18 protein-coding genes and 1 pseudogene are annotated in these 18,884 nt (G+C 68.0%); 8 read left to right on the forward strand and 11 right to left on the reverse strand.

The window, feature by feature from the left end; genetic code table 11:
- Positions 1 to 364 precede the first annotated feature (364 nt).
- A complete protein-coding gene (locus tag WJM95_RS33950) occupies positions 365 to 709 on the forward strand; it encodes a hypothetical protein (protein ID WP_339134800.1) in 345 nt (114 codons plus the stop codon).
- 778 nt (positions 710 to 1,487) lie between these two features.
- Positions 1,488 to 3,026, forward strand: coding sequence for a CYTH and CHAD domain-containing protein (locus WJM95_RS33955; protein WP_339134802.1), 1,539 nt, complete (start codon positions 1,488 to 1,490; stop codon positions 3,024 to 3,026).
- 196 nt (positions 3,027 to 3,222) lie between these two features.
- Here WJM95_RS33955 and WJM95_RS33960 read toward each other — a convergent pair whose 3' ends face one another.
- From WJM95_RS33960 to WJM95_RS33975, 4 genes and pseudogenes are all read right to left on the reverse strand, one after another.
- Positions 3,223 to 4,491, reverse strand: a complete 1,269-nt coding sequence (locus WJM95_RS33960) for a transposase (protein ID WP_339136016.1) — start codon at positions 4,489 to 4,491, stop codon at positions 3,223 to 3,225.
- 973 nt (positions 4,492 to 5,464) lie between these two features.
- Positions 5,465 to 6,988 carry a catalase gene (locus tag WJM95_RS33965; RefSeq protein ID WP_339134804.1) on the reverse strand — a complete coding sequence of 508 codons (1,524 nt, stop codon included), beginning with the start codon at positions 6,986 to 6,988 and terminating at the stop codon, positions 5,465 to 5,467.
- A gap of 285 nt (positions 6,989 to 7,273) precedes the next feature.
- A pseudogene (locus tag WJM95_RS33970) lies at positions 7,274 to 7,600 on the reverse strand (hypothetical protein); the annotation flags it as partial.
- Between the two features lie 154 nt (positions 7,601 to 7,754).
- Positions 7,755 to 8,072, reverse strand: a complete 318-nt coding sequence (locus tag WJM95_RS33975) for an antibiotic biosynthesis monooxygenase (RefSeq protein WP_339134805.1) — start codon at positions 8,070 to 8,072, stop codon at positions 7,755 to 7,757.
- A 144-nt stretch (positions 8,073 to 8,216) separates the two neighbouring features.
- On the opposite strand from WJM95_RS33975, the gene WJM95_RS33980 reads away from it, so the two are divergent.
- Both WJM95_RS33980 and WJM95_RS33985 read left to right on the forward strand, forming a co-directional pair.
- Positions 8,217 to 9,122, forward strand: coding sequence for an AraC family transcriptional regulator (locus WJM95_RS33980; RefSeq protein ID WP_339134807.1), 906 nt, complete (start codon positions 8,217 to 8,219; stop codon positions 9,120 to 9,122).
- Positions 9,123 to 9,278: 156 nt separating this feature from the next.
- The gene (locus tag WJM95_RS33985) at positions 9,279 to 10,052 is read left to right on the forward strand and encodes an SDR family oxidoreductase (RefSeq protein WP_339134809.1); all 774 of its coding nucleotides are present in this window, start codon (positions 9,279 to 9,281) and stop codon (positions 10,050 to 10,052) included.
- Positions 10,053 to 10,122: 70 nt separating this feature from the next.
- On the opposite strand, the gene WJM95_RS33990 is transcribed toward WJM95_RS33985, so the two are convergent.
- Positions 10,123 to 10,515 carry a DUF6176 family protein gene (locus tag WJM95_RS33990; RefSeq protein ID WP_339134811.1) on the reverse strand — a complete coding sequence of 131 codons (393 nt, stop codon included), beginning with the start codon at positions 10,513 to 10,515 and terminating at the stop codon, positions 10,123 to 10,125.
- 107 nt (positions 10,516 to 10,622) lie between these two features.
- The gene (locus WJM95_RS33995) at positions 10,623 to 10,964 is read right to left on the reverse strand and encodes a cyclic-phosphate processing receiver domain-containing protein (protein WP_339134813.1); all 342 of its coding nucleotides are present in this window, start codon (positions 10,962 to 10,964) and stop codon (positions 10,623 to 10,625) included.
- Between the two features lie 416 nt (positions 10,965 to 11,380).
- Here WJM95_RS33995 and WJM95_RS34000 point away from each other — a divergent pair, with 416 nt between their 5' ends.
- A complete protein-coding gene (locus tag WJM95_RS34000) occupies positions 11,381 to 12,586 on the forward strand; it encodes a PQQ-binding-like beta-propeller repeat protein (RefSeq protein WP_339134815.1) in 1,206 nt (401 codons plus the stop codon).
- A 55-nt stretch (positions 12,587 to 12,641) separates the two neighbouring features.
- On the opposite strand, the gene WJM95_RS34005 is transcribed toward WJM95_RS34000, so the two are convergent.
- Positions 12,642 to 13,412 carry a polysaccharide deacetylase family protein gene (locus WJM95_RS34005; RefSeq protein WP_339134817.1) on the reverse strand — a complete coding sequence of 257 codons (771 nt, stop codon included), beginning with the start codon at positions 13,410 to 13,412 and terminating at the stop codon, positions 12,642 to 12,644.
- A 177-nt stretch (positions 13,413 to 13,589) separates the two neighbouring features.
- Here WJM95_RS34005 and WJM95_RS34010 point away from each other — a divergent pair, with 177 nt between their 5' ends.
- The gene (locus tag WJM95_RS34010; protein WP_339134819.1) at positions 13,590 to 13,742 is read left to right on the forward strand and encodes a hypothetical protein; all 153 of its coding nucleotides are present in this window, start codon (positions 13,590 to 13,592) and stop codon (positions 13,740 to 13,742) included.
- A 43-nt stretch (positions 13,743 to 13,785) separates the two neighbouring features.
- The gene (locus WJM95_RS34015) at positions 13,786 to 14,211 is read left to right on the forward strand and encodes a hypothetical protein (protein WP_339134821.1); all 426 of its coding nucleotides are present in this window, start codon (positions 13,786 to 13,788) and stop codon (positions 14,209 to 14,211) included.
- 113 nt (positions 14,212 to 14,324) lie between these two features.
- Here WJM95_RS34015 and WJM95_RS34020 read toward each other — a convergent pair whose 3' ends face one another.
- Positions 14,325 to 14,684 (reverse strand): helix-turn-helix domain-containing protein, encoded by a 360-nt coding sequence (locus WJM95_RS34020; protein ID WP_339134823.1) that lies wholly within the window; start codon positions 14,682 to 14,684, stop codon positions 14,325 to 14,327.
- Positions 14,685 to 14,763: 79 nt separating this feature from the next.
- Between WJM95_RS34020 and WJM95_RS34025 the strand changes: the two genes are divergently transcribed.
- Positions 14,764 to 15,468 (forward strand): SDR family oxidoreductase, encoded by a 705-nt coding sequence (locus WJM95_RS34025; RefSeq protein WP_339134825.1) that lies wholly within the window; start codon positions 14,764 to 14,766, stop codon positions 15,466 to 15,468.
- 243 nt (positions 15,469 to 15,711) lie between these two features.
- Here the strand turns inward: WJM95_RS34025 and WJM95_RS34030 are convergent, their stop codons facing one another.
- The 3 genes from WJM95_RS34030 to WJM95_RS34040 all read right to left on the reverse strand — a co-directional run bounded on the left by WJM95_RS34030 (position 15,712) and on the right by WJM95_RS34040 (position 18,695).
- Positions 15,712 to 16,803, reverse strand: a complete 1,092-nt coding sequence (locus WJM95_RS34030; protein ID WP_339134827.1) for an ABC transporter substrate-binding protein — start codon at positions 16,801 to 16,803, stop codon at positions 15,712 to 15,714.
- A 156-nt stretch (positions 16,804 to 16,959) separates the two neighbouring features.
- Entirely contained in the window at positions 16,960 to 17,838 is an 879-nt protein-coding gene (locus tag WJM95_RS34035) for an ABC transporter permease (RefSeq protein WP_339134829.1), read from the reverse strand.
- Positions 17,835 to 18,695 (reverse strand): ABC transporter ATP-binding protein, encoded by an 861-nt coding sequence (locus WJM95_RS34040; protein WP_339134831.1) that lies wholly within the window; start codon positions 18,693 to 18,695, stop codon positions 17,835 to 17,837. Before WJM95_RS34040 ends, WJM95_RS34035 begins: the two co-directional genes overlap by 4 nt.
- Positions 18,696 to 18,884: the final 189 nt, after the last annotated feature.

Consider the following 18,884-nt stretch of genomic DNA (forward strand, 5'->3'; position numbering starts at 1 on the left):
GCGGCCTGCACCGGCAGCAGCAGGGCCAGGGCCGCGACACCCGCATCCGCCTCCAGCCTGGCAGTGGCCACAAGGCCGGCACCCCAACCCTGAGCCGTCGCCTGCCCTCCCTCCTCGGCCTTTCGCCTCGGCTTCGTCCGGCCTTCTCTGGGGCGGGACAAAGAACCTGCGGGCGGCCCGTGCTCCGCCCGCCTCCAACGGCAATCTTCGGCGCGGTGAAAGTGCGCGGGCCCACCAACCTGCCCTCACCGTGGGTCGCTTCAAAGCCGCCGAGGATTTGGGGAAGAGCTGCCGCATCACGGTTGCGACGGCGGGTACTCGTGCATCAGCCCCTCCCGGGCACCCACAGGAGGCTGAACCAGCCATGGTGACCCATTCTCTGGAGCACGGCGTGCTGGTCCTGATCCTGGACGACGGTCCAGGTTCCCAGGCTCAGGACGATCTCCCCAGACGCATCAGCGATCTCGTCCATGCTCACGACCCGAGGCCTGTCGTCATTATTCTCGGAGGCGACGCGCCTGCCGCGGCAACCAGCGCGGTTCTGCGCGCCCACCGTATGTGCAGCGACGTCGGTGTGCTGATGTCCGTGGCCGCCCACAGCGCCGCGGTGCGGCGCAGGCTCCAGGCTCGGACCCCTGCCGTGGGCACAAGTCTGGTTGTCCATGCCCGCGCCGATACCGCCATCGCCACGGCCGTCACCGCCGCATGACCTTCGGAGCCTGCAACCGGCGGACCGAATACCCCAGTTGAAGCAGACGATTCCCGGCCCCCGCTGGAACACTGTGCGTGTGCCTGGTTCTCGCACCGCACGGCGCGCGGCCCGCCCTGCTCCGCAGGCCGTGCAAGCGGGGGAGCCGGTGGACGACAAGATCGTCGACGCGGACGTGGTGCCGTTCGACAACGATCGTCTCTTGAACGGGGCGTGGAGATCGTCAAGGCCGTGGCCGAGGATCCGAAAAGGCCCTGGGCCGGTGCCCTGCGGCCTTCGTCCTTCTTCCGGAAGAGGTGCGGCCGACGGTGCGGCGTGGGCCGGCCCGCCCCGGTCAGGGAGGCTGGTACGGGCCGACCCACGCGTCTCGCTGAGCCGGTGCAGCGAGTGCATCCTGGACCCGCCATCCAGGATCTTCTTGCACGGCCCCCACAGCCGCAGGGCATGAGTAGCCACCTTTCCGTCGGTAAAACCCCGCTTCGCGGTCTTTGCTCGCGGCGGGTAGTGCCTGGACGCGGGGCCGGGCACTCGCAACAGCGGGGCCCGGGTTCCTCGAGGGCGCGGGTCTCGCTGACCCCGATGCCGTTCTGGATGATCCGCGGTGGGTGGAGTGGCGCGGTGCCCCCATGCGCACCGGGGGCTGCGCCCCGCCACGGCGCCCGACCCGCCGACGCATCGCGACAGCGGGCCACGGACGGGCGACCGGCCAGCCCGCGACTAAAAGCCGCAAAGCGCTGTTAATAGGTTTGAATCTCGAAAATGGGTCTACGCGCTTGATATGGCTCGTTCCACGCGAGAGACAGAACGCAAATACACCGCGCCCGATGCCGACCTCTCCTGGCTGCCCGACCTGGCCGGTACCGGCTGCGTCGCCTCCGTAGCGGACCAGGGAGTGCAGGAGCTGGACGCCGTCTACTACGACAGTGACGACCTGCGACTGACCCGCACCCGTGCCTCACTGCGACGCAGGACAGGCGGCACCGATCCTGGCTGGCACCTGAAATTCCCCCTCCCGGGCGACAGCCGTGAGGAGATCCAGGCTCCTCTCGGCTCAAAGAACGTTCCTGAGGAACTGCGGGATCTCACGCTCTCCCGCACCTACGGCGCAGCGCTGCGGCCCGTGATACGGATCCGTTCCAGCCGCTCCCTGCACCATCTGCTCGACGGGAAAGGCGTCGTCCTGGCAGAGCTGAGCGTGGACGAAGTGTCCGCGCAAGCCCTCCTCGACGACGAACGGCGCACGACCTGGACGGAGATGGAGGTCGAACTCGTTCAGGGCAGCGACCCGGCCCTCCTGGACAGTGTCGAAAAGGCGGTACGAAAGCACGGTCTCCATCGGGCGCAGAACCCGTCCAAGGTGCTCCGTGCGCTGACGGAGACGACGTCCATCCTGCACTGCGCGCCTGACGCGCGCGCCGACCCTGCCCCGGGAACGGCCGGCTCGTACGTGCTCGCCTACCTGGACCGGCTCACCGACACCCTCACGGACCTCGACCCCGCAGTCCGCCGAGACGCCCCCGACTCCGTCCACCGGATGCGCACCACGGCGCGCCGTCTGCGCGGCTGCCTGCGTTCCTACCGCTCCGTCCTCGACAGGGAAGCCACCGACCCCATCCGGCGTGACCTGAAGTGGCTCGCCAACGAACTCGGGACGGAGCGCGACCACGAAGTGCTGCGCGAACGGCTCACCTCGCACCTGCGGGAACTGCCCGGTGAACTGGTCCTGGGCCCGGTCGAGGCCCGGCTCACGGCATGGGACGTGACGCAGCGGACCCAGGCCCGACACCGCACGCTCGAGGCGCTCGCATCACGCCGCTACCTGAACCTGCTGAGGAACCTGAAATACCTCACCGAAGCGCCACCAGTGCACGATGCGAAGGCGGCCGGCAAACCCGGAAAGGTCCTCGGCAAGGCACTTCGCAAGGAGTACCGCCGCCTTGCCGGGCGCATGGAGCCGGCGCTCGACATGACGCCGGGCCGCGAGCGCGACACCGCGATCCACAACGCCCGCAAGGCTGCCAAAAGACTCCGCTATGCCGCGGAGGCGGCCCGGCCCGCACTGGGCGGGCCCGCACGGCGACTCGGCAAACGGGTCAAGGCCGTGCAGCGGGTGAGCGGAGCCCAGCACGACAGTGTGGTGACGCGGGAAGCCCTGCGCCGGCTCGCCCTGTCCGCCCACGCGGCGGGAGAACCCGGATTCACCTGGGGCGTCCTGCACGGTCGGGAGGGAGCCACGGCCGGTGCCCGGGAACAACAGCTTCCCCATGTCTGGGCCAAGGCCCGCACAGCGGCGCGCAGCAAGGCTCCCTGGTCCTGACGAGGCCGGACCGAGGCCCAGCCCGGCCGGCGCACCGGGTATCACCCCTGACCACCAGCTCTGATGGCCTGTTCTCTCTCTACCGCCCGCACCAGGCGCGCTCCACTCTGAAACGGGCACCCACCCCCGGGCAGCCCTGGCCGGTCTGTTCGGCGGGACGGCGGGATGAGCGTGACAGGTTGACATCCTCCCCGCCCTAAAGGACGGGGATTCCCGCCTGGCTGCCGGTGGTGACCGGCTGGGCCTTCGGATGGGTTCCCCGTTCAACGAGCCGTGCCTGGCGTGGGATTTCCACTCCAGGGCTGACCGGCCCTCCAGGGGCGTTTAGCCTCTCCGCCTGCCCGGCGGCGAGGATCACACGCGACGCATTGAGGTCACGATCATGTTCGGTACCGCAGCCCTCGCACCGCCAGATACGCACGTGCAGCGGCTTCTTCCCATCCACGACCCAGCACACCGAGCACGTCTGCGAGGAGGGCAGCCAGCGGGAAACGATGCCGACGTGCCGGCCACAGCGGGCCGCCTTCTCCTCCAGCACCCGGCGGAACATGCCCCATGCCGCGTCGTGCACAGACTTGGCCAGGCGAGTGCGGGCCAGGCCGGAGACCGCCAGGTCTTCGAGGTAGACCGCTTGGTTGTCGCGGACCAGCCTCGAAGCACTCTGATGGCACCAGTTTCTGCGCGCATCGGCCACCCGGGCATGCGCCCGGGCAACCTTCAACCGGGCCTTGGCCCGGTTCCTCGACCCCTTCACCTTCCGGCTCAACACCTGCTGCGCCTTCCTCAGTCTCCGCTCGGCACGCCGCAGGAAGCGGGGATTGTCGATCACCCGCCCGTCGGACAGCACGGCGTAATGCGTCAGGCCCAGGTCGATGCCGACCTCGGCACCCACGGGCGCGAGCGGCTCGGGCTCGACCTGAACGACGAAGCTCGCGAAGTACCGCCCCGACGGATCCTTGAGCACAGTCACCGAGGAGGGAGGCGACGGCAGTTCCCGGGACCAGCGGACCCGCACGTCCCCGATCTTCGCGAGGTTCAGCCGGCCGTTGTCCCGCAGCCGGAACCCGTTCCTGGAGAAACGGACCGCCCGCCGGCTGTCCCTCTTCGACTTGAACGTCGGCAGTCCCATACGGCGCCCTGGCCGCTTGCCCGACACCGACGCGAAGAAGTTCGCGTACGCCGTATCGAGATCACGAAGAGAGGACTGCAAGGCGTCCACCGACACCTCGGCGAGCCAAGCCCGCTCGGCCGTCTTCTTCGCATCGGTGATCACCCGCTTCGCCAGAGCACCCGTCGCGATCCGCGACCTGTCTGCCTGGTAGGCGGCCTTCCTCGCGGCCAGCGCATCGTTGAAGACCACCCGGGCACAGCCGAACGTACGAGCCAGCGCGATGCGCTGGCCCGGCGTCGGCTCGAGCCGGAAGGAGTACCGCAGATACACGGGACAAAACTTAACGGCCGCCACTGACAACGCCGGTCCGCCCAGGGGCGAACCGGCTTTTTCTGCCCTGCTCCGCAGGAGCTTCGTTTCCTCCCCGGCCTGAAGGCCGGGGTATCCACGAAGGAGACCTGATGAATTGCCCGCATTGCGGTGGCAGCGCACAGCAGGGTCCCAACGGGTCCTGGCTCTGCCCTCAGTGCGGCCCGATTTCCGGTGCGGCTCCGGGACCCGCGGGTAGGGTCTGGCCCGTGAGACGTTCACAACGCACCCAGCAGTCCGCACCTGATTCGGCCGCAACCGCCGCCGCGGCTGCGGCGTTCCTGGACACGCAGGAAATCACGACAACGGGCTGCCGCAGATGCGGGACCGAGATCGCTGGGGTGAACGGGCGGTACTCGTGCGGGGCCTGTGGTTGGACAAATCCGTGGAACGAAGGGCACCGGGATCTTCCTGGTGCCGAGGACGATCCGGACTGGCCCGGCCGGAAGGAAAAATCCGGGACGTGAGGACGCGGGCGATGCAGTCCGGTGCACGCCCGACAGGCCTCACTTGCCCGATGCTCCTCGCCTGCCCCCCGTTCCGCTGCGGGGCGGCAGTGCCACCGGTCGGTCCCCGGGGTGATCAGCGCTCCCGGGAGAGCAGCCACCACCACGGCGTCCGCTACCGAAACTCCAGATACTCGCCGGTCGTGTCACCGACAGCCCCGGCTGGGCCGCCAAATCCTCGCGTCGCATCTGCCCGGGCGGTCACGGACGCGGATGCTGTCCCGCAATTCGAGAGCCCCCGGGAAGTCCCTGGGGGCTCTCGGTTGCAGGCGACCTGACGAGGGCGCGCTCCGCTGAAGTACGGGGTTGCCTTTCTGCCGCTGCTGAAACACCGTCTCTCGGCTGCCGGGCATTGAGCCACTCCCGCCGGGGCGGCCACGCGCCCGTGCGGTCCCCGATGACCGGGGGACCGGCCGCCGACGACCGCGCAGGCGACCGGGCCCCTGCTCGTATCAGGCCTTGCCCTGCATGCTCCGACGTGCCGGGTTGGCCTGCTCCGAGGCCTTGGGGTCCTTCTCGTCGGCCTTGGCGCGCACTCCTTGCTCGATGCGTTCGCCGATCGACTTGTCGATGTTCGTCCAGTACTCAAACGCCCTCAGTAGCACGGGCTCGGTGACACCGTTGAGCAGATGGCCGACGACGTTGTCCACGAGTCGGTCCCGCGCCGCGTCGTCCAGAACCTCACGCACCATCGTGCCTGCCTGGCCCCAGTCGTCGTCTTCACGATGGGAAACGTAGGCGGCGCGGGTGATCTCACCATCGGCGTGCCAGCTCGGGGGATTGCCGAACCGGACGGTGTCCGCCGCAGGGCCGCCCTTCGAGTTCGGCGCGTAGACGGGGTCACTGGTCTTTCGGTAGGCCATCGCCCCGTCCTTGGAGTACGTGTGCACCGGATTGACGGGAGCGTTCACCGGCAGCTGCTGGTAGTTGGCTCCGATGCGGTACCGGTGCGCGTCCGAGTAGGAGAACAGCCGCGCCAGCAGCATGCGGTCAGGGCTGGGGCCGATGCCCGGGACGAGGTTGTTCGGCTGGAAGGCGGCCTGCTCGATCTCCGCGTGATTGTCCGTGGGATTGCGGTCCAGGGTCATCCGCCCGACCTCGATCAGAGGGTAGTCGCCGTGCGGCCACACCTTGGTCAGATCGAAGGGGTTGAAGCGGTAGTCGACCGCTTCCTCGTACGGCATGACCTGCACGTACAGTGTCCAGCTCGGATGCTCCCCATCACGGATGTGCTCGAAGAGATCCCGCGTGTGGTAGTCGGTGTCCACCGCCGCCATCTGGTCGCCCTCGTGCTGGGTGAAGAACTCGACGCCCTGGTCGGTCTTGAAGTGGTACTTCACCCAGAACCTCGTGCCCTGAGCGTTGATCCACATGTAAGTGTGCGAGGTATAGCCGTTCATGTGACGCCAGCTGCGCGGGATGCCTCGGTCGCCCATCAGCCAGGTGACCTGGTGGGCGGATTCGGGGGAGAGGGTCCAGAAGTCCCACTGCATGTCGTGGTCGCGCAGGTTGTTGTCTGCGCGGCGCTTCTGGGACCGGATGAAGTGCTGGAACTTCATCGGGTCCTTCACGAAGAACACGGGGGTGTTGTTGCCCACCATGTCGTAGTTGCCTTCGCTGGTGTAGAACTTCACCGCGAAGCCGCGCGGGTCGCGCCAGGTGTCCGGGCTTCCCCGCTCACCGGCGACGGTGGAGAACCGCGTGACCAGGTCGGTGGTGGTACCGGGCTGGAAGACGGCGGCCTTGGTGTAGCCGCTGACATCCGCGGTGACCTCGAAACGACCGAACGCACCACTGCCTTTCGCGTGCGGCTGACGCTCGGGAATGCGCTCCCGATTGAACTGGGCCATCTGCTCGATGAGGTAGGAATCCTGCAGCAGAATGGGCCCGCCCGGGCCGACAGTGAGCGAATGCTCGTCGCTCTCCACTGGAATTCCCGCGTCGGTGGTGGTGGGTTCGGGTGTGGCGTCGGTCATTCTCGATTCCCCTTTTGATGGCGCGTGCGGGTACGGAACTGTGCTCCGGGCCGGGGGACCCTTGGCTCAGAACTCGGGATATCACCGCCGAGGGCTGGACCTCACGACGACACGGCCGAGCCGCTGCCGCCCCTCATCCGGCAGCGAGGCACGGGTATCCCGTCATCGACCCTGCAAAACGCTCACGAAACGCTTGAAAGAGCCATTTCGTAACTCGCCACTTCGTGATCCGGCACCGAACTCCACGACCGCGGCGTCAGGACCGGGCAGACCCCGACCTGACGTTCACGTCCGGGACGAGGCGTAATCGGCCGACGCCGCTACCAGGTCGTGACGGGTGCCCGAGCGTGGGCCTGCCATCGTGTACCCGAGGTTGCTCAGCAGCGGCCCCCGCCGCTCACCGGTCCGGACCCGCGGCTCAACCGAGTGCAGGAGCCGGGTGAGCCAGTCGGTGCGGGTTCGGCGGGCCGTGGCCGAGATGGCCGCCTGCGGGCACAGGGCGTCGAAGCCGTGGAAGCCGCCTGCCCAGACGTGGAGTTCGGCCTGGCCGCCGACCGCCCAGATACGGGTGGCGTAGTCGGTGTCCTCGTCACGGAAGACCTCGGCGGAGCCGGCCCTTTAGGGCGGGGAGGATGTCAAGGCGTGGGCCTTTCGCGGTGGTGGTGCCGGACGGGCGAAGACGAAGACGAGACGGGGGCGTCTGGGCAGGTGGCTGGGAGGCTAGGTGGCTTTGGTGGCGGGACGGCGGATCGGTCGGTCCGGGGGTTCAGAAGGCGGCCTTGCCGAGGACCGGGACGTAGTCGGTGTACTCCGACTCCTTGGCCAGCAGCCCGGAGATCCGCGCCACGATGGCCTGGGCGGCCTCGCCGGCGAAGACCCGGTGGTGCTCCTCCTCGCTGGTCCAGCCCTCGGTGACATGGACGACGTCGGGGTCGGACGCGGAACGGGAGACGAGGTAGACGACGCAGTGTTCGCTCGCGCCCGGGCTGCCCTCGTCCAGACCGGTCAGCAGCAGATCGACCAGCCGGCCGCCCATCCCGGGCTTGGCGGTCAGAGTGGCGCTGAAACCGTAATGAGCAAGCATCACTTTTCTCCTTCGCATCAATGGAGCGGACTGATCCCATTGAATGCCTCTGACCTGCCAAAACGTTAGAACGATGCTCGCGGGCACTTGCACGATCCTCGCCATTTCAGGAGCGAGGTGAGGAAGGGGTGCTGCAATGGACGCATGTCCCTGGAAGAGTTCCGAACCCTGCTGGACCGGCACGCCCGGCCCGACTGGACCACCGCCATCGACGGCGTCCTGATCTCGAAGGTCGACCGGCCGGACCCGCCGGCCCCCTCCATGTCCGGCACGGTGCTCGCCGTCATCGCCCAGGGCGCCAAACGGCTCGCGCTGGGCGAGAGGGTCTACGCGTACGGCCCCGGGCAGTACCTGGTCGCATCCGTCGACCTGCCCGTCACCGGACAGTTCACCCGGGCCGACCCCGAGCAGCCCGCCCTCGGCTTCGGCCTCACCCTGGAACCGTCCGCCGTCGCCGAACTGCTGTTGCAGGCCGGCCCGGGCGACCTCCCCCGCACCGGCGCGGGCGCACCGTCGGGGATCGCCGTCAGCGACGCCCCGCCCGCCCTGCTCGACGCGGTGGTGCGGCTCCTGCGCCTGCTCGACGAGCCCCGCGACCGGGCCGTACTGGCCCCGCTGGCCAGGCGCGAGATCCTGTGGCGCCTGATCACCGGCGAACAGGGTGCGACAGTGCGCCAACTCGGCCTGGCCGACAGCGGACTCAGCCACATCTCCCGGGCCGTGCGCTGGATCCGCGAGCACTACGCGCAGCCCTTCCGGGTCGAGGACGTGGCACGGATGTCGGGCATGAGCGTCTCCGCCTTCTACCGCAGCTTCCAGGCGGTGACCGCGATGAGCCCCATCCAGTTCCAGAAACAGATCCGCCTCCAGGAGGCCCGGCTGCTGCTCGCCACCCACCCCGGGGACGTCACAGGGGTCGGACACCGCGTCGGCTACGACAACCCGTCGCAGTTCAGCCGCGAGTACCGCCGCCAGTTCGGTGAACCCCCGAGCCGGGACGCGGCCCGCCTGCGGAACACCGTCCGCACCCCCGTGAGCGTCCTGCCCTGAAGGAGACGGGAGCGCGGAAGAGGATCGTGCAAGTCAAGGAGAGAATAGTTCTACTATTCATGCAGGTCAGAGCGATTCAATTGGATGAGTAGTTCCTCCGCAGAGTAGGAAAATGCCTGCTCGTCGCGGATCCCACCACATCGCGAGGACCGCAGCATGAAGACGGACACGAAGACAGACACGAAGACAGTTCTGATCACCGGCGCCTCATCCGGATACGGACGGGAGACCGCCCTCCACTTCCACGCGCAGGGGTGGAACGTCATCGCCACGATGCGTACGCCGCGTGCGGGAGTCCTTCCCGAGTCGGACCGGCTGCGCATCGTCGAGCTCGACGTCACCAAGCCCGAGACCATCACCGCCGCGTTCGAGGCGGCGGGACCCATCGACGTCCTGGTCAACAACGCGGGCGTCCCGTCGATCGGCGTGTTCGAGGGCACCCCCATGAGCCGGGTGCGGGAGGTCTTCGAGACCAACACGTTCGGCGTGATGGCCACGACGCAGGCGGTACTGCCCCAGTTCCGCGAACGGGGCTCCGGCGTGGTGGTCAACGTGACCTCCAGCGTGGTGCTCGGCCACATGCCCCTCTCGGCCGTCTACAAGGCGAGCAAGATGGCCATCGAGGGGTTCACCGCATCCCTCTCGCTCGAACTCGCGCCCTTCGGCGTCCAGGCGAAGACGGTCGAGCCGGGTGCCTGCCTGACGACCAACTTCGCGGCCAACGCGACGAACGGCGCCTCGACGGACGACCTGGTCCCGGCCCCCTACGCACCCTGGGCGAAGAAGACCATGGACGCCTTCACGAGCCAAGATCTGTTCACCAAGGAGAGCGACGTCGCCGAGACGGTGTGGCGCGCCGTACACGACACAACCGGTCAACTGCGCTTCCCGGCCGGCCCCGACGCGGTCTGGCTCGCCCAGGCGAAGTGATCGACCAGCGGGCAGAGGGAATCCGCACCGATGCCGACAGACAAACGGCCGGGTACTCCTGAGTGAGCAGCTACCGGCCCCGCAGCGCCCAGCTCAGCACTGCCTCTCGTACTGGTTCCGGAAGCATGAGCACCTGTGGCTCAGCCTCCACCCAGCCCGGTTCCTTCGTCCGCTTGGCGTGCTCGATGTGATCGCGATCGATGGGAAGACCATCGTCCGGTCCTGCCCCGTCTTCACCCCTCACGGTGACCCAGAACAGATGGTCCTCGCCGCCTTCGCGCAGCCGGAACACGATCTCGATCGCCATCCGTTCGCGGTCCAGCGTGGCTACGCATTCGTCGAGCCGGTCGTTGAGCATGCGCATCCACTTGTCGGCCTCGGCCTCGGCGCCGGGCTTGACCTTCGCGCGTGACAGTTCGACGACCAGACCGGAAGGGATGCCCGCGGGGCGATCTTCACTCATGAGCGGGCAGTTTGTCAGAACGCTCTTCCGGGGTACCGGGGCGCGATGGACGGTCCGTCAGGAGAGGCCCTGGTGTCTGGGACGGGGCCGGACCCCGGATCGGATACCTAAGCCGCCGTCCGCCGGACTTGGTAGTTCCAGCGTGTGAGCGATCGGACGACGGTCTCGGCGCCGATGGGGTTGGCGCTGTGTACGAAGACCGTTCCGATGCGGAAGGGCCGGCCGTCGAAAGCGGCTTCTTCCATGAGGGTCACCACGGGCAGGATGCTGTCGTCGTCGCCGCCGAGGTCGTGGTCGAGCCAGAGTTCGTCGATGAACCTGTTGCGGTGCTCTTGCAGGAGCTTGATCCCCTCGGCGCTGGTGCGCGCGATCCGCGTGGCCCAGGGCAGCGGCCGGAGGTCGTCAATGCCAAGGATGACGGGTCTCGGTTCGGTCGGCTCGTCTTTCACCCGACCATCATCACAGCACCGCCGCGGCGGGCTCACTGGCGCTCCTTCCGCAGGCACAGGCCGTCCGCATCGCAGGGTGCAGGAGCAAGCCGGGCTTTCGACGTGATCCGGCGGCAAGATTTCGCGATCCCCGGGCCCCGCGTCGGAACCGGACACCGGTCCGGGCCTCCTCACAGGGTGATATCGCCTGGTCAGCGAGGGGTGACAGGCCGCTTCAGGAACTGATAGGAAGATCGCGTCGTCCGGCTGATTACTCGAGTAAGCATCCGGCGATCGGCCCCTCGGCGATCACACAACGAGCGCACACCTCTCGCCAGTGCACCCCCGCACACGACGCCGACCAGGACCAGCCCGCCACCCCGCGGTCAGACCTTCGCACCTCTGGGTGGTCAGACCTTCGCACCTCTGGAACTGCCATGCCCTCTTCTCCCGGCCCTCGCCCGGCCAACGCCGTCCTGCTGGCAGCCGTCGGCCTCTTCGCCCTTGCCGCTTGCGGCACCGGCTCCGGCCCCGAACATGTCGCGTCCGCTCCGACCGCCTCGGCAGCCAGACCCGGGCCGTTCGGTCCACGGACCCTCGCGTCCCAGCCGCGTGAGCTCAGCAGCAAGCCGATCGCGGTCGGTGCCGGTGTCGTGCTGACGCTGCCGGACGAACGATCGTCCCTGGTCGCCTACGACCCGGCCACCGGTGCCCAGCGATGGAAGTCACCAGTGAAGTCCGGCTATGCCGAGCAGGCATGGCCCGTCGGCGGCGACTTCATCGTCAGCTGGGGAAACCAGTCACCCGAGGGGAACGACCAGAGCACCGTGGGCGACTTCGTGGCACGCCTCGACGGGCGAACCGGAATACCCGTCTGGGCCACCAGAATCTCCGAGTGGCCCAGCCGGGGCGATGACAGCCTGAGTTTCCGCCCAAGGACGGGAATCGTCCTCGTCTCGGATCAAAGCCGGACGACCGCTCTGGACCTGGAGTCGGGCAGGACACGGTGGAAGCAGACCGACGATGTGCTCACCGCCGACGACTTCGACGCCGGCGACTTCGGGGGAAACTACGCCCTCGTCTACAAGCAGTTGGACTCGTACGCGGACACCGGGATCCTCATGCGGGTCAATCCCTCCAAGGGCAAGGCCTTGTGGGCGGTGGCCTTGGGCAAGGCATACGGCACCACTCTGTACAACATGCGCGATCACGTCGTGGTCTCCCGCCGCGGACGCGGCGGCGTGGGAATCGTGATGTTCCTCGACGGCGCCACCGGCAAGCGAGTCTCTGTGATTCACGGTGCGGTACGGGCACACGACGACAACATCGTCGTCGTCTCCTCCAAGACCGGTGTAGCCGCCTACGACCAGAGCGGACACAAGCGCTGGGAGGCGGCCGGCCTGGTGATCGAGGACGGCCGGCGCGCCTTCAGCGACGGCAAGACCGTCTATCTGCTCACCGGCAGAGAGAAGCAGGGCACGCTCAGCCTCGTGGGCCTGGACGCCGCGAGCGGCAAGCAGGTGGCATCCCTGACGCATCAGACGGAGGCTGAACTCCTCGGTACCGTCAATGGTTTTCTCGTTGCCGAGAGCCCTTACGGAAGAGATGGACTGATCTTCGCCGGAAAGCCGGAACACGCTTGAAATCCTGACTCGGGAGGTATGCAGTCCGTTCCGGGGGAGAGGCTACGTCGGTCGGTCACCTGTAGATCTTGCCGGGCTCGGCCTTCGACGGAGCGAGCAGCTGGGAGACCGTCACGAAGGCGTAGCCCTGCTTGCTAAGCGACTTCAGGATGGAAGGCATGGCCGGCACGGTGCCCTTGTGCAACGGGTGGAGCAGGATGATCCCGTCGCGGCCGGCGCCCGCGAGCACGCGCCTGGTGATCAGCGCGGCGTCGTCGGTCTCGTAGTCCTTCGCGGTCACCGTCCACAGCACCTGCGCCATCCCCAGCTCTTTCGAGACCTTGGAGACGCGGTCGTCGGTGCGGCCCTGGGGCGGGCGCATCAGCGTCGGCTCGGTGCCGGTGATCTGGGAGATGGCCCGTGCCGTGCGGCGCAGCTCGTCGCGGATCTGCGCGTCAGAGACATCGGTCAGCACCGCATGCGTCCAGGTGTGGTCCCCGATCTCGTGGCCCTCCCTGGCGATCCGCCGCACCACGTCCGGGAATTCATGGATGCGCCGACCCTCGAGGAAGAACGTCGACGACGCCTTGTACTCCTTCAGAAGGTCCATCAGCCGGTCGGTGGGTTCGCCCGGATTGCCGTCGAAGGTGAGCGCGATGCACTTGGCCTTCCGGCAGTCCACCTGCCCCGACGGTACGACTGCTCCCGACGCGGCACGGTCACGCTCCTCACGCGGGGAGAGCGTCTCCATCCTGTTCGCCTGGACGACCATGGCGGCGATCACCATCACGGCCGCCACCACGGTCAGGAGTATCAGTAAGTGGGGCCGCCTCTTGAGGATCTTCATCTCAAGGAGAAGATCCCGACGCCGGAAGCGTTGCCCAGCGGCCTCAACAGTGAGGCAGGACACGCGTGTTGGGAGCGGGCCGGGAGCGCGCGGCTGGCCCCTCGCGAGCCTCACAACCTGAGCGAGCTGCTCATCGCAGAGTCGCGGCGTCTTCAGTGGGAGCGGATCGCGGCTCTCATGGCCAGGGAGGGGCCGGCCACGTACGCACCCGCTCGCGATGCCCGGCGGTACGAACAGCAGCGGCTGCAACGGCTGGTGGACGATGTGGCGGAGGCCGAGCGGTCGGGGGCCGGCACGGTGCAGATCGAGACGAGCCGGGACCCTCCCTGAAATCCGTGGTCGCCGTAAAGCTGAACTGCCTACGCTCCAGCCCATGCGAACTGTCTTCGTGTTTCCCCCGGGTGAGCGAGCCGAGACCGTCGCCGTGCTCGATCGGCATCTGTCCAAGCAGCGCCATTCGTGGAGCCTGGACGGCAACCTCTACATAGATATCGACGATGAGCAGACCGGCTATCTCTTCTCCGACTGGGACCCTGAGGATGTCGCGATCCTCGAAGCGGCCATCGGATATCACCCCACTTGGGCGGTGCAGATCGACATCTCCGGGCGGATCGACGGCACCGCGGAGGTTCACCAGGTGGTCGCTCTGCTGCTGGAGCACGGAGGCGTGGCAACGGACGGCTACACCGCCCGCCCATGGACCCTGCCGGAAATCCTGTCCGGAACAGTGATCGACGGCCTGCGCTTCTTCGGCTTTCGCGGTCACTGCGAACTCGGCCGCGAGCACGGGCACTCCTGACTCGGTCACCTCACCGGCGCAAGTTCAGAGTTGCGACCTGCTCCTTCGTCATCCGTAGCCCTGAGCGATGGATGAGCGATGGATCTGGTTCCGGCCTGCGGAGGAGCCACACCTCAGAGAACCGCCTGACGTGCCCGGGCTGCCTCGATGTCCGGGACGTGTTCTTCGGCCCAGAGCCGTACCGCGCGGAGCGGGATCAGCAGAGAGCGGCCCAGGGGCGTCAGGGCGTATTCGACGCGGGGCGGGCTCTCGTCGTACTCGTGGCGGCTGATCAGACCGTCGGCCTCCAGCGTGCGCAGGGTCTCGGTCAGCACCTTCGGGGTGATGCCCTGGATGTGCCGCTTCAGCTCGGTGAAGCGGCGGGGTTCTTCGTCGAGGGCGTTGACGACGAACACGGTCCAGCGGGCGCCGATCCGGTGCAGCACCGTGCGGCTCGGGCAGGTCGCCGCCATCACGTTGTACGCCTTGCCCATCGCTGCTCCCAGTTCCGTTGAAGATACCGGTATTAAATCCATACCGTGGTGCCCGATCCTACGAGAGGGAGTGAGACGCATGGAGCGGATCCTGGTCATCGGCGGTGCACGGGCGCTCGGCGCGGCCGTCGCGAGGCGTGCGGTGAAGGACGGGTACGACGTTGTCGTCGGTGCCCGCGATCTGGCGGCGGCCGACGTGCTGGCGCGTGAGATCGGCGCCACCGCGGTACGGGTCGATTTGCAGGACGAGTCGACGCTTGCGGCTGCGGCGGAGCGGCTGAAGGACGGAGTCGACCACATCGTGACGACCGGTTCGGCGCCGCACGATGTCCGTGCGACCGATCTGGACCGCGACAGGCTGCTGGCGGCGTTCACGGCGAAGGTGGTCGGGCCGATGCTGGTCGCCAAGCACTTCGCGCCGGTACTGCGGCCGACCGGGTCGATGGTGCTGTTCTCCGGTGTGGTCGGCTGGCGCCCCGGGCCGGGATCACTCGTCAAGGGGGTCACGAACGGTGCGGTCGAGTACGCCGCACGTCATCTGGCGGCGGATCTGGCGCCGGTGCGGGTCAACGCCGTCTCGCCCGGCGTCGTGGACTCGGGCGCGTGGGATCGCCTCGGGGACGGCAAGACCGGCTTGCTGAGCAAGAGCGCGGCCGGGACCCTCGTAGGACGCCACGGCGAGGCCGAGGACGTCGTCGACACGGTGATGTGGCTCCTGCGTGCGGGCTTCGTCTCCGGCGAGACGATCCACATCGAGGGCGGCGCCCGCCACAAGTCCGCCTGATCCTGATAGTCGACGGCCTCCGGCGGAGGCCGCCTCACAATGGGGCCGTGGTACGGGGGGCAACGCACGGAGGGGATTTCTTCGGTCCTCCCGCAACCCGCGACGGTCGCTGAACCGGCATCCCGGCGAACCCGGACGGAGCGATCGGAACCGGAACGCTCCAGAGGCCGGCCGCAAGGGCGGGGACCGCTCCGAGGCCGCCCAGGTGTCCGTCACCCGGGCGGCCTCGCGCAGAGTCCGGGCTCAGCCGTCCGACCCGGCCGGGACCGTGGTCGTCGTGAAGCCCAGGGCCTTGTTGGCCTTGATGGCGAACTCGTTGGTGAACGTCTTGCCGAGGTCGACCGAGGAGGTCGCGTGGCCGACCAGTTCCTCCGTCGCCAGAACGGTCTTGGGGCCGCCCGCCGGCATGATGCCGTCCGGGAGGAACTGACCCTTGTCCTCGGACAGCGCCTTGATGTAGTCGGCCTTGGTCACCAGCTGGTTCGACACGAACGACGAGGGCAGCTTGTTCGCGATGTCGGCCGCGCTGTGGGTGCTGATCCAGTGCATGGTGGCGACGAGCGCGTCGACGACCTTCTGCACGGCCGCCTTGTGCGCGTTCACCCAGTCGGTACGGGCGATGACACTCGCGGCCGGCCAGGTGCCGCCCAGCGCGGCCTTGGCGCCCTGCGTGGTGGCCAGGTCGATCGCCGAGGAGGCCACGCCCTTCTTCTGCATCGCGGCGACCGACGGCTGCGTCGTCATGACACAGGCGGTCTTGCCGTTCTGTAGCGCGGCGACGGCGGTGGAACCCGCGCCGACCGCGATCCGGTTGAAGTCCTTGAGCTTGACGTTCTTCTGCGCGGCCAGGAACTGGGTGAGGGTGTCGGTGCCCGAACCCAGGTCGGTGACGCCGAGTGTCTTGCCCTTGAAGTCGGCGGCCGAACGGACGCCGCTCTTCGCGGTGCACATCTCCCGCTCGCCCGGTGCGCCGGACAGCTGGACGACGTCCTCGATCGCCTTGCCCTTCGCCTGGAGGTCGATCGTGTGGTTGTACCAGGCACCGGCCATGTCCACCTGGCCCGAGATCATGGCGTCCTCGGCGCCGACACCGCCGTCCTGCTCGGTGCTCAACTGGACGTCGACGCCGTACTTCTTGTAGAAGCCGAGGTTCTGGGCGAGCTGGTACGGCAGGTAGATCTGCTTGTCGATGCCGCCGACCATGAGCTTGACCGTCGGGGTGCCGCCCGAGCCGCCGGAGCCGGTGGAGCTCCCGGAACTGCTGGAACAGGCGCTGGCGCCGAGGGTGAGAACGGTGAGGACCGACACGGCGAGGGCAACGGGTCGTCTGGACATGGAGGGCCACATTTCCTTTCGGGGGTGGAACAGCGGGAAGCGGAACAGCGGGAAGGGAACAGCGCGGAGCGGAACAGCGCCGAGCGGAGCAGCGCGAAGGGAACAGTGCGAAGGCGGGACGAGAGGGGAGGCGGGACGAGAGGGGAGGGCGCGGCGTCAGAGGGTGTTCGCCTCGGACGGGGAGGGCGGGCGCCAGGAGAGCAGCCGGCGCTCGACCTTGCCGATCAGCCACTCGGCGCCGAGCACGATGACCGAGATGACGAGCATCGCGGCGAACACGCCGTTGGGGTCGAAGTTGTTCTGCGCGGTCTTGATGACCAGGCCGAGACCGCTCTGCGCGCCGAGCACCTCACCGACCAGCGCGCCCACGATGGCGAAGCCGAAGGCGCTGTGCAGACTGGCGATGATCCAGGTGAGCGCGGACGGGACGACGACGTGCCGGATGATCTGCGCCTGCGAGGCGCCGAGCACCTTGGCGTTGGCGAGGATGTTGCGGTCGACCTCCCGGACGCCCTGGAAGGCGTTGAAGAAGACGATGAAGAACACCAGGACCGCGGCGAGCAGGATCTTGGGGAGCATGCCGATGCCGAACGCGACGATGAAGATCGAGCCCAGGACGATACGCGGGATCGCGTTCACCATCTTGATGTAGGGGCCGAACACCTCGGAGAGGAAGCGGCTCTGGCCCAGCGCGACACCGACGACCACTCCGGTGGCGGCCCCGAGGGCGAAACCGGCGAGCGCCTCCTGGATCGTGGTCCAGATGTTCGCGTAGAAGGACCCGAACTCGGTGCCGTGCTGGAGGAGTTCGACCAGCCGCTTGGCGATGCCGGACGGCTGTCCGAAGAAGAACGGGTCGACGATCCCCCACGTGGTGAACGCCTGCCAGCCGCCGACGACGAAGGCCGCCAGACCGACGCGGGCCGCCCACACCCGTGCGATGCGCTGCCGGCGGGCGCGCCGGGCGAGGACGGTGGCCGAGACCTGTGCGCTGTCCTCGACCGGAACGGGGACGACGGTGGATGCGGTGCTCATGCCTCACCTCCGGTGGTGCGGGCGTAGGCGCGCTCCACCTCCTCGCGCAGTGTTTCCCAGATCTGGTGCTGAAGTTCGATGAAGCGGGGCTGGAAGCGGATCTCCTGGACCGAACCGCGCGGGCGCGGCAGGTCGATGTCGAAGACCGCCTTGACCGACCCGGGGCCGGACGTCATGACGACCACCCGGTCGGCCAGCGCCACCGCCTCGTCGAGGTCGTGGGTGATGAAGATGACCGTCGGACGGATCTGCTCCCACAGGCCGAGCAGCTCGGTCGACATGATCGCCTTGGTCTGCACGTCCAGGGCGCCGAACGGCTCGTCCATGATCAGGATCTTGGGTTCGTTGATCAGCGCCGCGGCCATCGCCACCCGCTTGCGCATGCCGCCGGAGAGCTGGTGCGGGTAGCGGTCCTCGAACCCGGCCAGGCCGACCCGGCGCAACCAGTCGCGTGCGGAGGCATGAGCCTCCTGCTTGGGGACTTTGCGGAAGACCGGGCCCATGAGCACGTTGCCGAGAACGGTCTTCCAGGGCAGCAGCGCGTCGGTCTGGAACATGAAGCTGACCCCGTCGGTGACGCCGTCCACTTCGTGCCGGCCGACCTTGACCGATCCCTCGCTGGGCCGGTCGAGCCCGGAGACCATGCTCAGGGTCGTCGACTTGCCGCAGCCGGTCGGGCCCACCACCGCGCAGAACTGGCCCGGCTCCACCGTGAACGAGACGTCCCGCAGCGCCGTGAACACCTCACCGGCGGGAGTCAGAAATCGTTTGGTGAGCCCTGAGATCTCGACTCGCGCGTCGTCCCGGTCGTCCCTGTCGGCGACCGGGCTCGTCGCGGCGTCGTTTCGTGAAGGCATCTGATGCCGTCTCCTTCCTGACCTCGGAGGTCGAGGAAGGCAGACGCTAGAGGCGGCCCGGTGTTACGTCGCTGTTTCAGATGTATCCCGCGTTAGCCGTGTTACCAGGGGTTCTGCTCATTCTGCTCAAGGGGCCCGGGGTGGGCAGAGCGATTTCACTGGGGCACAATCACGCCACCACGGGTACGG

The organism is Streptomyces sp. f51, assembly GCF_037940415.1.
Lineage (GTDB): Bacteria > Actinomycetota > Actinomycetes > Streptomycetales > Streptomycetaceae > Streptomyces.

Bases quoted from the DNA above. Each gene is read 5' to 3' on its own strand.
- WJM95_RS34005 (WP_339134817.1), bottom strand. From the start codon at position 13,412: ATGAAGATCCTCAAGAGGCGGCCCCACTTACTGATACTCCTGACCGTG.
- WJM95_RS34035 (WP_339134829.1), bottom strand. From the start codon at position 17,838: ATGAGCACCGCATCCACCGTCGTCCCCGTTCCGGTCGAGGACAGCGCA.
- WJM95_RS33985 (WP_339134809.1), top strand. From the start codon at position 9,279: ATGAAGACGGACACGAAGACAGACACGAAGACAGTTCTGATCACCGGC.
- WJM95_RS34020 (WP_339134823.1), bottom strand. From the start codon at position 14,684: ATGGGCAAGGCGTACAACGTGATGGCGGCGACCTGCCCGAGCCGCACG.
- WJM95_RS33975 (WP_339134805.1), bottom strand. From the start codon at position 8,072: ATGCTTGCTCATTACGGTTTCAGCGCCACTCTGACCGCCAAGCCCGGG.
- WJM95_RS34000 (WP_339134815.1), top strand. From the start codon at position 11,381: ATGCCCTCTTCTCCCGGCCCTCGCCCGGCCAACGCCGTCCTGCTGGCA.
- WJM95_RS34030 (WP_339134827.1), bottom strand. From the start codon at position 16,803: ATGTCCAGACGACCCGTTGCCCTCGCCGTGTCGGTCCTCACCGTTCTC.
- WJM95_RS34010 (WP_339134819.1), top strand. From the start codon at position 13,590: ATGGCCAGGGAGGGGCCGGCCACGTACGCACCCGCTCGCGATGCCCGG.
- WJM95_RS34015 (WP_339134821.1), top strand. From the start codon at position 13,786: ATGCGAACTGTCTTCGTGTTTCCCCCGGGTGAGCGAGCCGAGACCGTC.
- WJM95_RS33950 (WP_339134800.1), top strand. From the start codon at position 365: ATGGTGACCCATTCTCTGGAGCACGGCGTGCTGGTCCTGATCCTGGAC.
- WJM95_RS34025 (WP_339134825.1), top strand. From the start codon at position 14,764: ATGGAGCGGATCCTGGTCATCGGCGGTGCACGGGCGCTCGGCGCGGCC.
- WJM95_RS33980 (WP_339134807.1), top strand. From the start codon at position 8,217: ATGTCCCTGGAAGAGTTCCGAACCCTGCTGGACCGGCACGCCCGGCCC.
- WJM95_RS33990 (WP_339134811.1), bottom strand. From the start codon at position 10,515: ATGAGTGAAGATCGCCCCGCGGGCATCCCTTCCGGTCTGGTCGTCGAA.
- WJM95_RS34040 (WP_339134831.1), bottom strand. From the start codon at position 18,695: ATGCCTTCACGAAACGACGCCGCGACGAGCCCGGTCGCCGACAGGGAC.
- WJM95_RS33965 (WP_339134804.1), bottom strand. From the start codon at position 6,988: ATGACCGACGCCACACCCGAACCCACCACCACCGACGCGGGAATTCCA.
- WJM95_RS33955 (WP_339134802.1), top strand. From the start codon at position 1,488: ATGGCTCGTTCCACGCGAGAGACAGAACGCAAATACACCGCGCCCGAT.